General features: G+C 67.9%; 7 protein-coding genes. 3 read left to right on the top strand and 4 right to left on the bottom strand.

The annotated features are described in order from the left end of the window. Positions 1 to 7 precede the first annotated feature (7 nt). The 4 genes from ACFU97_RS02745 to ACFU97_RS02730 form a co-directional block, all read right to left on the bottom strand. Positions 8 to 3154: a DUF3427 domain-containing protein gene (locus tag ACFU97_RS02745; RefSeq protein ID WP_384249934.1), complete on the bottom strand. Its 3147-nt coding sequence runs from the start codon at positions 3152 to 3154 to the stop codon at positions 8 to 10. Between the two features lie 202 nt (positions 3155 to 3356). Then, positions 3357 to 4367 (bottom strand): SEC-C metal-binding domain-containing protein, encoded by a 1011-nt coding sequence (locus ACFU97_RS02740; protein ID WP_384249932.1) that lies wholly within the window; start codon positions 4365 to 4367, stop codon positions 3357 to 3359. Positions 4368 to 4434: 67 nt separating this feature from the next. After that, positions 4435 to 5676: an MFS transporter gene (locus ACFU97_RS02735; protein WP_384250294.1), complete on the bottom strand. Its 1242-nt coding sequence runs from the start codon at positions 5674 to 5676 to the stop codon at positions 4435 to 4437. A gap of 55 nt (positions 5677 to 5731) precedes the next feature. Beyond that, a complete protein-coding gene (locus ACFU97_RS02730; RefSeq protein WP_384249930.1) occupies positions 5732 to 7204 on the bottom strand; it encodes a beta-1,6-galactanase in 1473 nt (490 codons plus the stop codon). Between the two features lie 298 nt (positions 7205 to 7502). Here ACFU97_RS02730 and ACFU97_RS02725 point away from each other — a divergent pair, with 298 nt between their 5' ends. The 3 genes from ACFU97_RS02725 (at position 7503) to ACFU97_RS02715 (ending at position 13138) form a co-directional block, all read left to right on the top strand. Beyond that, positions 7503 to 8294: a class E sortase gene (locus ACFU97_RS02725; RefSeq protein ID WP_384249928.1), complete on the top strand. Its 792-nt coding sequence runs from the start codon at positions 7503 to 7505 to the stop codon at positions 8292 to 8294. A 135-nt stretch (positions 8295 to 8429) separates the two neighbouring features. Beyond that, positions 8430 to 8741, top strand: coding sequence for a hypothetical protein (locus ACFU97_RS02720; RefSeq protein WP_384249926.1), 312 nt, complete (start codon positions 8430 to 8432; stop codon positions 8739 to 8741). An 11-nt stretch (positions 8742 to 8752) separates the two neighbouring features. Next, positions 8753 to 13138, top strand: a complete 4386-nt coding sequence (locus ACFU97_RS02715) for a polymorphic toxin type 28 domain-containing protein (RefSeq protein ID WP_384249924.1) — start codon at positions 8753 to 8755, stop codon at positions 13136 to 13138. Positions 13139 to 13143: the final 5 nt, after the last annotated feature.

The following is a 13143-nucleotide window of genomic DNA, read 5'->3' as shown; positions in this document are numbered from 1 at the left end:
GATGCCGCTACCCGGTCGCAATGGCCGAGTACGTCCACACGTCGGCCGGGAGTTCGTGCTTGAGATCCCATGTGATCGCCATCGGCTTGCTTCCCGTGTGCTTTACGTATGTGGCCGGGCCCAGGAACATCCAGGGCTCGGACTTGCCGATGGCGTTGGACTTGTAGCGGCGCAGGAACAGCAGGACGTGGCTGCCTCGTCGGGCGTGGTGCTGGTAGCGCAGGCCGGTGGGAGACGTCGCGGGTGTGGTGCTCTGCGACTCCCAGTGGAAGCGGGTGGGGCTGATCGCGTAGTCCTTGTAGCGGACGGTGGGGGAGAAGTCGCGTTCGTTCTTCTCCAGCGTGATCAGCAGGGCGTCCGTCTCGATCTCGTCGACCCAGGTGACGCCCTGGCTGAAGACGCCGGGCATCTGTCCGCCCAGTCGCGCCACACCGAGTGCGGAAAGGACTTCAGAGCGGTTGTAGGCGCTGTGGATCTTCAGCGGAAGATGGCCGAGTGGCCCGTCCAGCGGGATGGGGAAGTGGTCGGTCCGATCGAGGACGTACGAGAGAACCTGCTGGAGTTCGTCGCGGACCAGGCTCTGAGCACGCAGCGACTCCAGGCCCTCCCGGTAACTGGAGAAGCCGCCCGCCTTGTCCCACAGGTTGAAGAAGAGCATGCGGGCGTAGGCCTGGTCGGCCGGTGAGAGGGAGTCGTAGTCGGGGGCTTCGTCGGAGAGCAGTTGCAGGTAGGTGCGGGCGCGCTCGGGATCGTCTACATGCAGGAAAGAGTGCACTCGCTTGAGGAGGTCCTCCTCGCCAGGCTGCGGGGCCGCCTTGATGACTCCCGCTCTGCGCAGGACCTTGGTCCAGGAGTTGTCGCTCTTGTAGAGCTCCTTGATGTCTCGCCGGCTCTCGCGGAGGTAGGCGCCGAGCTTGGGCGTGCTGTAGTCCCGGACCTCTTTCGCCAGCGTGTTGATGGTGGCGTTGAGCTGGGTGCGGATGTTGTTCAGGACAAGGTCCTTGGACTTTCCCTCCAGGAGGATCTGGCAGCCGGAGGGCAGATGGGGGAAGTCCCGCTCGATGCTGTCGACCAGGCGGTTCCTGGACAGGTTCGTCAGCGCCCGGAACTGCTCCTCGAACCGGAACTCCGCCCGGTGCTGTCCGATGAAGTCCAGCACCGTCAGCACGGGTTTGTTCGGTGTGCGGCGCAGGCCGCGCCCGAGCTGCTGAAGGAAGACCGTTGCGCTGTTGGTCGGCCGCAGGAGCAGCAGCGTGTCGACGTCGGGGATGTCCAAGCCCTCGTTGAACAGGTCGACCGAGAAGATCACTTGGATCTTTCCGTCTCTGAGCTCGCGAAGCTTCAGCTCTCGCTCTGCCGGTGAGGAATCGGCGTCGAGGGCCGCGGTCTGGAACCCCGCCTTGTTGAACTGCCGGGCCATGAAGTGCGCGTGTTTCTTGGTCACGCAGAACCCCAGGGCCCGCATGGCGGCGGGATGGGAGATCTTGTCCCCGACCTGCTTGATGACGATGTGGGCCCGGGCGTCGCTCGCGGTGTAGACGTTGTCGAGTTCATCCCGGTCGTAGGAGCCGGCCCGCCAGCTGAGCTGGGTCAGATCCGTGCCGTCGGGGATGCCGAAGTAGTGGAAGGGGCACAGGAGGTCGGCTTCGAGAGCCTCCCAGAGCCGCATCTCGGCAGCGATCCGGCCGTCGAAGAACTCGTCCTGCACATTGAGGCCGTCCATCCGCTCGGGTGTCGCGGTGAGGCCCAGCAGTTCGGCCGGCTGGAGGTGCTGGAGGACACGGCGGTAGGTGTTCGCGGTGGCGTGGTGGAACTCGTCGATGACGATGACGTCGAAGTGACCGGGATCGAGTTGTTCCAGCCGCCGGAGGTTGAGGGACTGAACGCTCGCGAACACGTGGGTCCACTCGCGGGGTTCCTGGCCGTTGTAGAGCAGCTCACCGAAAGAGGCGTCCGCGAGTACCTCTTGGTAGGTGCGCAGCGACTGTTTCAGGATCTCCTTGCGATGGGCGACGAAGAGCAGCCGAGGCAGCTTTCCGCCTTGCCGGTCACGCATGGCGCGGTAGTCCAGGGCCGCCATGACCGTCTTGCCGGTACCGGTCGCGGCAACCAGGAGGTTCTCGTGGTGATCGCGGATCTCGCGCTCGACGCGGAGGCGCTCCAGCATGTCCCTTTGGTGCGGGAAGGGCTGGACCTCGAGACCGGAGAGGTTGATCTTGAGTTCGTCGCCGGTTCCGCTGCCTCCCGCACGCCTGAGGGCCTCGGAGAGTCGGTCTCCGTCCTCATCAGGGTCGTACGTCTCGAAGGCGGGGTCATCCCAGTACGCGTCGAAGGTGGCCTCGAACTTGTCCAGCACGCGCGGTGTGGCGACGGATGACAGGCGTACGTTCCACTCCAGGCCGTCGAGCAGCGCGGCCTTGGACAGGTTGGAGCTGCCCACGTAGGCCGTGTTGAAGCCGGTCTCGCGGCGGAACAGCCAAGCTTTCGCGTGCAGCCGCGTCGACCGGATCTCGTAGTTGATCCTGACGTCCGCGCCGAACTCCCGGACGAGACGATCCAGCGCGTACCGGTCGGTGGCTCCGATGTAGGTCGTCGTGATGACCCGGATGCGAACGCCCCGCTCCCTGGCCGCACGGAGTGCATCCTCCAGCACCCGTATGCCATGCCACTTGACGAACGCGCACAGCAGATCGATGCGGTCGGCCGTGGCCAGCTCCGCGCGCAGCTCGGCACCCAGGTTCGGGTCGTCCGGGGCGTTGGTGATCAACGCGGTTTCGGAGAGCGGGGTGAGGGGGCGGATCGCGTAGACGCCGGGCGCCTCCCGTTCGGCGAGGGACAGGAGCTGGCGCGGTCCGTCGGCGATGACGTGGCCGGTCTCGTCCTCGTCCGGGTCGGGCGCACTGGCGGCCAGGGACTGCATGATCTGGTTGGCGACGGTCACCTGCTTCGTGGGCGGTAGCCGAGCCAGGCGGCGTCCCACGGCCTCACCGATGTGCCGGGCCAGCACATGCGGGGCCGACTCCGCACTGACCTCCGCGTCGACGGCTTTCCAGCCCGCTGCTTCCAGTCCCTCTATCTGGTCGAGCAGATCACGTGTGACGAGCTTCTCGTAGACGCCCGCCTTCGGCTGCGTCGGGTCCCCCGATTCCGCCACGACCGCTCCTTCGATCCCTCGCGCTTGATCTTCCGCGTCGATATGGATCTGTTTTAACAGGAGCCACTGACAAACAGTTCTGGGTACCGGAATTCAAAGGGCCGCCGTTGCCCGCCCGCTTCTCGGTACGAGGGAGAAGCGGGCGGGCGGCCCGTAGGAAGCGGCGGTCTGGAGGACGCCAGCGGCAGGTTGGGCGGTGGCGCTACGCCCCGTGGCAGGCCTCGTACGCCCGGCCCGACCCGCACCAGCACACCGCCCCCCGCTGCGGCGGCCACTCCTCCGCCCGCCCCCGCGCCGCCAGGGTCGTGGCGTACTGCGGGAGGAGGTCTACCTCCGCCGGGGACGAGGCCTCCGAGGCTGCGAAGGCCTCGTACGACGGGACCGTGCCCGTCACGATGCCCAGGTTGGGGGTGCCGGAGGCGGAGAGTTCGCGCAGGGACGCCTCTATCGTCGCGAGGTGCTCCTCGTGAGAGGGGTACTCGGCCGAGAGGGTCGGGTACGCCTCCAGCAGCTCGGCCAGTTCCGGTGCCGGCCAGTGGAGGACCGCCACCGGGAACGGGCGGGACAACGCCTCGCGGTAGGCGCCCAGTTCGGCCTGCAGGCGGGAGATCTCCGCGGCCAGTTCCTGGGGGTTGTCGGAGCCCAGCGACCAGACGCGCTTGGGGTCGTGGAGCTCGTCCAGCGGGACCGGGGCGGAGTGGAGGGTGTCGGCCAGGATGTCCCAGTCGTCGTGCTCCGCGCCCAGCATGCGCCGTACGCGATGGCGGCCGAAGAGGAGCGGGTGGGTCGCGTACGGGGGCTCGGGCACGTCCGAGAGGAGGAGCGTCGCGCCCTCCGTGAACGTCTCCTGCGCCGTCTCCAGCTCGTCGTGCGCCTCCAGCGCCTCCGCCACGATCACCCAGGGCGCGGGGTCGCGCGGGGCCGCCGCGCGGACGCCGTCGATGATGGCGCGGGCCTCGGCCTCGTGGCCGTACTCCCACAGGTTCGAGGCCTTCAGGGCCCGTACCAGATAGGGCTTCTCCAGGCCGTCCGCGGAGGACAGCAGGCGGTCGTAGAGCGTGGTCGCGGCGGGGCGGTCGCCGGCCAGCTCCAGGTGGGCCGCGGCCTGGAGCAGCAGGGCCTCGGCGTCCTCGGGGTACAGGCCCGCGGTCCGCTCCAGGCGGGCCGCTTCGGCGGTGTGGTCAGCGTTCTCGGCTGGCGTGTCGGGGCGCATGAGGGAAACCGTACTGCCGATCAGTGACAAAGAAGAGGCACGTGCTGGTCAGCAGTCCGTTCGCCACTCAGCCCCCATGATCTCCGGTTCGTGCCGCGTCCCTCGCCGTGAAGGCCATCGTCACCAGGCCCGACAGGACGACGGCCGCTCCCACGTAGAGCGGGGCCGTGTAGCCGAGGCCCGCGCTGATGGCCAGGCCGCCCAGCCAGGCGCCGAGGGCGTTGCCCACGTTCGAGGCGGCCACGTTGGCGCTCGCGGCCAGCGGCACTCCCCGGGCGTGGTCGGTGACCCGGGTGATCATGCCGGGGACGGGCGCGAAGCCGAAGACGCCGGTGAGGAAGACCAGGATCACGGAGGCCGTCGGGCTGGTCGCCAGCAGGCCGAATGCCGCGAGGGTGGCGGTCAGGGCGGCCAGGGACACCAGCAGGGTGGCGTCGCGGTTGCGGTCCGCGCCCCGGCCGCCGAGCAGATTGCCGAGTACGAGACCGCTGCCGTAGACGACCAGCAGCCAGGCCACGTCCGTTTCCGAGAAGCCGGTGACCTCGGTGAAGGTGTACGCGAGGTAGCTGAACGCGCCGAACATGCCGCCGTAGCTGAGCGCCGTCGCGGCGAGGGTCAGCCAGACCTGGCGGGGACGCATGGCGCGCCATTGGGTGCGGAGTGCGCCTCGTGAGCCGGTCCGTGGTGAGCCACTGCTTCGTGAGCCGCTGCCCCGTGAGCCGGTGCCTCGTGAGCCGGTCCCGGGGGCCGCCGGATGCGTTCCCGCCCAGGCCGGGACCAGTACGGCGATCGCCGCCACGGCCATCACGCCGATCCCGGTGATCGCCCAGAACGTGGCGCGCCAGCCCCACTTGTCGCCGACGAGGGCGCCGAAGGGGACGCCCAGCACGTTCGCGACGGTGAGGCCGGCGAACATCACGGCCACCGCTCTCGACGCCCGTTCCGGGGCGACCAGACGGCGGGCGACGAGCGAGCCGATGCCGAAGAAGGAGCCGTGGCAGAGAGCGGCGACGATCCGGCCGGCGAGCATGACCTGGTAGTTCGGGGCGAGCGCGGAGAGCAGGTTGCCGAGGACGAAGAGCACGACGAGTCCGGCGAGGACCGGTTTGCGGGGCAGCCCGGCCGTCGCGGCGGTCACCGCGATCGCGCCGACCGCGACGGTCAGGGCGTAGCCGGAGATCAGCCATCCCGCCGCGGCCTCGGACACGGAGAGGCTGCGGCCCACCTGCGGGAGCAGCCCGGCGATCACGAACTCGGTCAGGCCGATCCCGAAGCCGCCGAGGGCGAGCGCGGCCAGCCCGGCGGGCATCCGTGCGGGACCGGGTGCACCGGTGACGCGCACCACCTCCGCTTCGGTGCCGATGTCAGATCACGACCCCGTCTATCTGCAGCGTCTGCACGGACTTCGCCGCGAACGGCACCGCCACCGTCTTCCCGCTCAAGTGCGTGTCGGAGTACGCCTTGTACAGGTCCCCGCCCGTCGTCACCGTGTTCCAGCGAGGCACGAGCCCGCCCGAACCGCCGCTCACCGTGGTGAAGCTGGCGAGACTGAAGGTGAACGTCTGTGCGGAGGACGAGGTGTTGGCCGCCACGATCACCAGGCGCTTCGCGCTCGCGTCGTAGGCGGCCGCCGCGTAGCTCACACCTGTGTCGAGGATCTTCATGCCAGGGCGGATGTGGCGGCTGAACTGCGCCATGACGTAGTACTTCGTCGTGATGGCGCCCGGCTGCAGCGTGTTCGCGTCGTAGGCGATCATCGCCCAGTTCGAGGACGGGTCCATCACCTGCCAGTAGACCCAGGCGGTGGGGTGCAGCCAGCGGAAGTCGTAGAGCAGGTTGCCGGCGAGTGTGAGGCCAGTGCCGTCGTTGTCGCCGGTCTCGGAGTTCCACAGGGCCTTGCCGGCCGTCGTGACGACGTCGGTGTAGAGCAGGTCTCTACGGCCGCCCGAGCCCTGGTAGCCGTGGACGTTGACGCGGTTGACGTAGCCCTTCGTGGCCGAGGAGAAGGAGCCCCACGTCGTACGGGCCAGGTCGTAACTGGTCTCGTCCGAGGCCGAGATCTTCGTGCCCGTCAGGCCGCGCTTGTCCAACTCGCTGCGCAGATAGGGGAGTACGGCCGACTGGACGGTGGCGTCCATGTGGCAGCCCTCCTGGGTGCCGGTCGCCGTCCACCACGAGGACGAGGGCTCGTTGAACGCCTCCACCGTCGCGAAGTTCACGCCCCAGTTGTTCTTGGCGTAGAGGGCCACCGCGGCGAGGTGGGAGGCGTGCTGGCGGTAGTTCCAGGACTGGAGGTTGTTGCCGCCGTCGGCGGCGCCGGACGGGTTGTGGTTCAGGCACATCCACCACATGGGGGAGTTGGCGAAGAGCTCGGTGGTGGCGCCGCGGGCCACCGCCTTCGTCAGCATCGCGCGCTGGGTGGCGTCCGCCGTCCACTTCCAGGCCGAGGAGGTGGGGTCCTCGTTGTTCCAGTCCTGCCAGTAGCCCTCGATCTGCTTGAAGGCGGGGATGTTGGGGGAGGCGGCCATGCTCTCGCCGTTCACGCTGTTCGAGCTGCACGCGCCCAGGTTGTAGCGGGCGATGTTCAGGCCGAGGCCCGGGAGTGAAGTGCCGTTGTACGTCGTGGACTTGGTGGTGAAGAAGATGTCGGCGAAGTCGTCCCGGGCGCCGAAGACGTTGGCCCACCAGGCGAGGGAGGTACCCCAGCCCTCCCAAGTGCCGTACGACGTGCCGGGGTTGACCGAGATCGTGGCGTCCGCGCGTGCGGTTCCGGTCGCCAGGGCGCTGCCGAGGAGGGTGCCGCCCGCTGCGGTGAGCAGGGTTCTGCGTCGGATCATGACTTCTCCGCTTCGCTGCAGGTCCCGTTCATGACAGTCGTGCCAGTCGTGCCAGTCGTGCCAGTCGTGCCAGCTGTTCCGGTCGTGCCAGGAGGAAGCATCGGGTGTGGTGCGTGGGGTTGTCGAGGGTTCTGACAGGGCTTTCTAAAACCAATGTACGAAGTCCCGAACGGGTGGGCCCTCACCGGCTGAGACGCGCCTGAGGGGCGTACGGGAGGCGTACGAGAGGCGTACGGGCCTGGTGACTTGAAGGCGCTGCCCTTATCGTGCGGGCGGCCTGGTGTGAGGAGGCGTACGGATGCGCGTTCCGGTCGTGCAGCACAGCAGCAGGCGGCGGCTGGCCCGGCGCCGGCGGGTGTGGTGGACCGGGGGCGAACTCCTCGTCACCGCGGGCGTCGTGCTCCTGCTCCTGGTCGTCCAGCAGCTGTGGTGGACGAACCGGGAGGCGCGGCAGGGGGCCGAACGGAAGGTGCAGTCGCTGGAGCGGCAGTGGGGTTCGGGCGGTTCCGGCGACGACGCATCCGCCGCGCCGGCACCGTCCTCGTCACCCACGTCGTCATCCGGGCAGCACGCGGACACCGCCGCCGACTCCAGTCCTCAACGGCCCGCCACCACCCGGCAGTCCCGCCCCACCTGGTCCCAGGCCTATGCGATCCTCACCATCCCCCGCCTAGGCCTCCGCGTCCCCGTCGCCGAGGGCGTCAGCAAGCCGAACGTCCTCAACAAGGGGTACGTCGGCCACTACGTCGGCACCCAACAGCCGGGCCAGGCAGGCAACTTCGCCCTCGCGGGCCACCGCAACACCCACGGCGAACCCTTCCGGTACATCAACCGGCTGCGGACGAAGGACGTCGTGCGGGTGGAGACCAGGAGCGCCACGTACACCTACGTCGTCGACAAGACGCTCCCGCAGACGTCGTCCCGCGACTCCGGCGTCGTACGCCCGATCCCGCGCTCGATCGTCAAGCCGCGGTACGGGTACAGCGAGCCGGGCTACTACATCACCCTGACGACGTGCACCCCGGAGTACACGTCGCGGTATCGGCTGGTGGTGTGGGGGAAGCTGGTGTCGATGCGGCCGCGATCCTAGTCGGCGTCGTTGTCGATCTTTACTCGCCCTTGGTGTCTGCCATACCTCTGGGATAACTGCTCTCCCTAGTGTCGTGGGGTTGGCATGTGCACAGAGTGAAGCGATGGATGTACGGGGTTCGGGGGGTGGGTTCGGGTGTCGGACCTGAAGAAGGAAGCGACGTCGATGCACAAGGCGGCGTCGGGGCTGCGTGGGGTGGGGCATCACACGGCGAAGCCGTTGCAGCAGTTCGAGGCGCAGTCGCACGACCTGGGGGCGTTGGGGGCGTTGGGCTCGCTGCTGGGGGCGAAGGGCGAGATCGAGAAGGGCATGACCACTCTGGTCAAGCTGGCCAAGCAGCTGGATGAGGAGTGGGAGGCGGAGGCGAAGCTGATCGGTGAGGTCTCCACCGCGTTCGATCTGCTGGATGTGTTGATCGCGGCCGCGGCCCGGGACGGGAAGGGCTGAGCGGCAGCGTCATGGTCGATCTCAACCCCTTGCACTACGTCAACAAGTTCAACCACATGTTCGGCGACAGTGTCGCCAGCGGCCTGGAGTTTTTGGGCATCTCGGATCCGGCGGTGGACCCGGACGGGGTGCGGGAGATCGCGAAGAAGTGGCGGCACCTGGCCAGTGGCCTGGACGACGCCGCGGAGGCTTCCCGCAAAGCGCTGGCGGATGTGGAGTGGGACGGCAAGGCGGCCAAGGCGTTCAACAAGCGCTCCAAGGCGGCCCGTAAGCAGGCCACGGAGATGGCGCATTCGCTGCGCGAGGGCGCGAAGGCGCTGGACGACTTCGCGGACAAGGCGCACGAGTTGCTGTCCGAGATCGGCGTGATGCTGGCGGAGATCGCCGAGTTCGAGATCGCCGGCCTCGCGCTGTCGATCCTCACCGCGGGTGCCTCCGAGGTGGCCTCGACTTTGATGGCGGGCGAGCGGGCGCTGAAGGTGGTGGCGCTGATCGGCCGGATCGAGGAGGAGGGCACCGCGCTGGGTTCCGTGATCCGCGGGGTCATGGAGGTCATCCGGGGCATCGAGCGGGCCCTGAAGGCGCTCAAGGAGATCCGCGGCGTCGCCGAGGTGGCCAGGATGGCCAAGGGCGGCGCGGAGTTCTCCGCCTTCGAGACGCTGCTGAAGGACCCGGGCGCGTTCAAGGACCCGGGCAAGCTGGCCGGGATCCTGGCCGAGGGCGCGGTGATGGGCGTCGGCTTCGGCGTGCTGGGCAAGGCGCTGGGCAAGGGGCTGAAGGCGCTGGGGCCGGCGGCGCTGGCCAAGCTGAGCAAGTCGCTGGGCATGGACTGCGCGGCCTTTGAGCGGCTGAAGCTGAACCCGGGCTTCGACAAGCTGCCCGCCTCGGTGCGCAACATGGTCAAGAAGTTCGTGCGGGACCCGATCGACGTGGCGACCGGCGACATGGCCCTGCCCCGCACCGACGTGTCCCTGCCGGGCGTGCTCCCGCTGATCCTGCAGCGCACCCACCTGTCCTCCTACCGCTTCGGCGGCTGGTTCGGCCCCTCCTGGGCCTCCACCCTGGACCAGCGGGTGCAGGCCGACGACGAGGGCTTCGTGTTCGCGGCGGCGGACGGCGCCCGCCTGTGCTTCCCGCCGCTGGACCCGGCCGGCAGCGACCCGGTGCGGCCGCTGACCCCGGGCTCCCGCCTGATGCTGTCCTGGGACACCGAGACCGACGGCGCGCTCCGCGTCAGCGACCCGGACAGCGGCCTGACCCACGTCTTCCACTCCCCGGTCGCGGCAGCCGGCGACACCGCCGTCGACCTGCCCCTGCAGCACATCACCGACCGCAACAACAACCGCATCACCATCGTCTACGCCGAGAGCGACATCCCCTCCGCCGTCGTCCACTCCGGCGGCTACCACCTCGCCCTCGACCACGACCCGGCCCGCTCCCGCATCACCGGCCTGCGCCTGCTCGACCCGGCCCACCCGGACCGCCCCGGCACCACCCTGCTCACCTTCGGCTACGACGAACACGGCCACCTCAGCGAGGAGTACAACTCCTCCGGCCTGCCGATGCGTTACACCTACGACGCCGACGGCCGCATCACCTCCTGGAGGGACCGCAACGACACCACCTACTGGTACCGCTACGACGACCAGGGCCGCGTCATCGCCACCGGCGGCACCGCCGGCGCCCTCGCCTCCACCCTCACCTACGACGACACCACCCGCACCACCCACGTGACCGACTCCCTCGGCCACGTCCGCATCTACGAACACAACGAACACCTGCGCCTGATCCGCGAAACCGACCCACTCGGCAACGTCACCACGCAGGAATGGAATGACAGAAACCAACTGTCGTCGGTGATCGACCAGTTGGGTAACGTCACCGAGCTCAGCCACGACGAACTCGGAAACCTCGTCAAGGTCGTGCGCGCGGACGGCCATGCGACCAGCGCCGCGTACAACGCCCTTGGACTGGTCGAAAGGGTGACGGACCAGGACGGAGCCGTCTGGCAGCAGACCTACGACGAACGCGGCAACAGAATCGCTGTGACTGACCCGAGCGGAGCGACGACTCGCTTCGCCTACAACCGCTTCGGCCATCTTGTCTCGGTCGCCGATGCGTTGGGCCACGACACCTCCGTACAGTGCGACACCGCCGGGCTTCCGCTCCAAATCCAGGACCCGCTGGGCCATGTCACCGGATTCGAGCGCGATGCCTTCGGCCGCACCATCGTGGTCAGGGATCCTCTGGGGGCCGCAACACGCTTCGAGTGGACCGTCGAAGGACTGCTGGCGCGACGCAGCATGGCCGATGGCGGCACGGAAACCTGGAACTACGACGGTGAGGGCAACTGCCTCACCCACACCAGTCCTCTGGGTGCTGTGACCCGCCTCGAGTACGGCCACTTCGACTTGCCCGTGTGCCGCATCGACCCTGACGGAGCGCGCTACGAGTACGCACACGACACGGAACTGCGCCTTGCCGCCGTCACCAACCCCGCCGGGCTCACATGGCATTACGAATTCGACGCCGGAGGCCGTCTGATCTCCGAGACGGACTTCGACGGGCGCACGCTCGCCTACAGCCACGACGCTGCGGGCCGTCTGGTCAGCCGCACCAACGCACTCGGGCAGACGACCCGCTTCGAGCACGATGCCCTCGGCCGAGTGCTCCGCAAGGACTCCGCGGGCCGGCTCACCACGTACTCCTACGAGCCCGATGGCCGGCTCTCCAGCGCCGTCGGCCCGGACGTGACGCTGCTGCGCGAGTTCGACCGGGGCGGGAATCTGACGCTCGAGACGGTCAACGGCCGGACGTCTACTTTCACGTATGACGCCCTCGGACGTAAGACGAGCCGGACCACGCCCAGTGGAGCTGTCAGTACCTATGCGTACGACGCCGCCGACAACCTTGTACATCTCGTGTCCGCGGGGCGGACCATCGCCTTCGAACACGACGGGTCGGGCCGAGAGCTCGTGCGCCGCATCGGCGGGGCGATCACCGTGACCAGCGTGTTCGATGAAGTGGGGCGTCTTACCGGCCAGGCCACGACGCGACCTGGCAGCGGCCAGACCGTGCAGGAACGCAGCTACACCTATCGCGCCGATGGCTATCTGGTGGGCATGGACGACCGCCTGAACGGCAGCCGCCAGTTCACGCTGGACGTCGGTGGCCGTGTGACCGAGGTCCGGGCGGCGGGCTGGACGGAACGCTATGCGTACGACGAGGTCGGCAACCAGATCACAGCGGAATGGCCCACCGCCCAGCCGGGGCACGAAGCCACCGGTTCGCGCACGTACCAGGGAAATCGCATCGCACGGGCCGGAAACGTGCGCTACGAACACGACGGTCAGGGGCGCACGACGCTTCGGCAGAAGACCCGGCTGTCCCGCAAGCCCGATACATGGCGCTACATCTGGGATGCCGAAGATCGCCTCAGCTCAGTCGTCACACCGGACGGCACCACATGGCGCTACCTGTACGACCCTCTGGGGCGCCGCACGGCCAAGCAAAGGCTCGGACCGGACGGCACGAGTGTGGTGGAGCAGGTCGATTTCACCTGGGATTCGAGCACCCTGTGCGAGCAGACCACGGCGGTCGAGGGGTCTCCTCAACGGATCACCCTCACCTGGAACCACGACGGGCTGCAGCCGATCGCACAGGTCGAATCGCTCACCGCCGCCGACGCGCCCCAGGAAGAGATCGACTCCCGCTTCTTCGCGATCGTCACCGATCTGGTGGGATCGCCCGCGGAACTACTCGACGAGGACGGTGCCGTCGCCTGGCGCTCTCGATCCACACTCTGGGGGAAAACATCGTGGACGACGAACAGTACGGCGTACACCCCACTTCGGTTTCCCGGCCAGTACTACGACCTCGAAACCGACCTTCACTACAACTACTTCCGGTACTACGACCCTGAGTGTGCGAGGTATCTCACTCCCGACCCGCTGGGCCTGATCCCTGCCCCGAACCCCCATACCTACGTCCACAACCCTCTTACGTGGACCGACCCTCTGGGTCTTGCTCCTGAGTGCCGTGAACTGGGGTTGCGTACAGAGGCGATGGACGCGATCAAGAAGTTGGAGAACATCAAGAAGGATCCTGTCGGCGAAATCAATTCGCAGCCGAATCACAACCATTACAGCGCTGCGCGACGCGAGGCGCGGGGTGAAGTCGTTGCGCGGAAGGCTGACGGCACGCCCTTCGATCACATTCAGGACCTCAAGCAGGCGCGGAACGGTTTGAACAATGTTCGTGAGGCTCTTGAGAGGGAGATCAAGAATCCACCGGAGTCGATGACGGAACGCGGCATGAACGTGCTGTTGAAAAAGCGAAAGGAAGCCATCGAAGAGCTTGACCGCCTCAATGGTTTCCTGCATTCCATAGGTCACTGACAACG

The organism is Streptomyces sp. NPDC057616 (assembly GCF_042800575.1).
In the GTDB taxonomy this organism is placed as follows: Bacteria; Actinomycetota; Actinomycetes; order Streptomycetales; family Streptomycetaceae; genus Streptomyces.
This window is presented reverse-complemented; position numbering and strand designations above follow the sequence as displayed.

What these genes read in the sequence shown, in the direction of transcription:
- ACFU97_RS02740 (WP_384249932.1), bottom strand. Translation starts at nt 4,367, where the DNA reads ATGCGCCCCGACACGCCAGCCGAGAACGCTGACCACACCGCCGAAGCG.
- ACFU97_RS02735 (WP_384250294.1), bottom strand. Translation starts at nt 5,676, where the DNA reads ATGCCCGCCGGGCTGGCCGCGCTCGCCCTCGGCGGCTTCGGGATCGGC.
- ACFU97_RS02730 (WP_384249930.1), bottom strand. Translation starts at nt 7,204, where the DNA reads ATGATCCGACGCAGAACCCTGCTCACCGCAGCGGGCGGCACCCTCCTC.
- ACFU97_RS02725 (WP_384249928.1), top strand. Translation starts at nt 7,503, where the DNA reads ATGCGCGTTCCGGTCGTGCAGCACAGCAGCAGGCGGCGGCTGGCCCGG.
- ACFU97_RS02715 (WP_384249924.1), top strand. Translation starts at nt 8,753, where the DNA reads ATGGTCGATCTCAACCCCTTGCACTACGTCAACAAGTTCAACCACATG.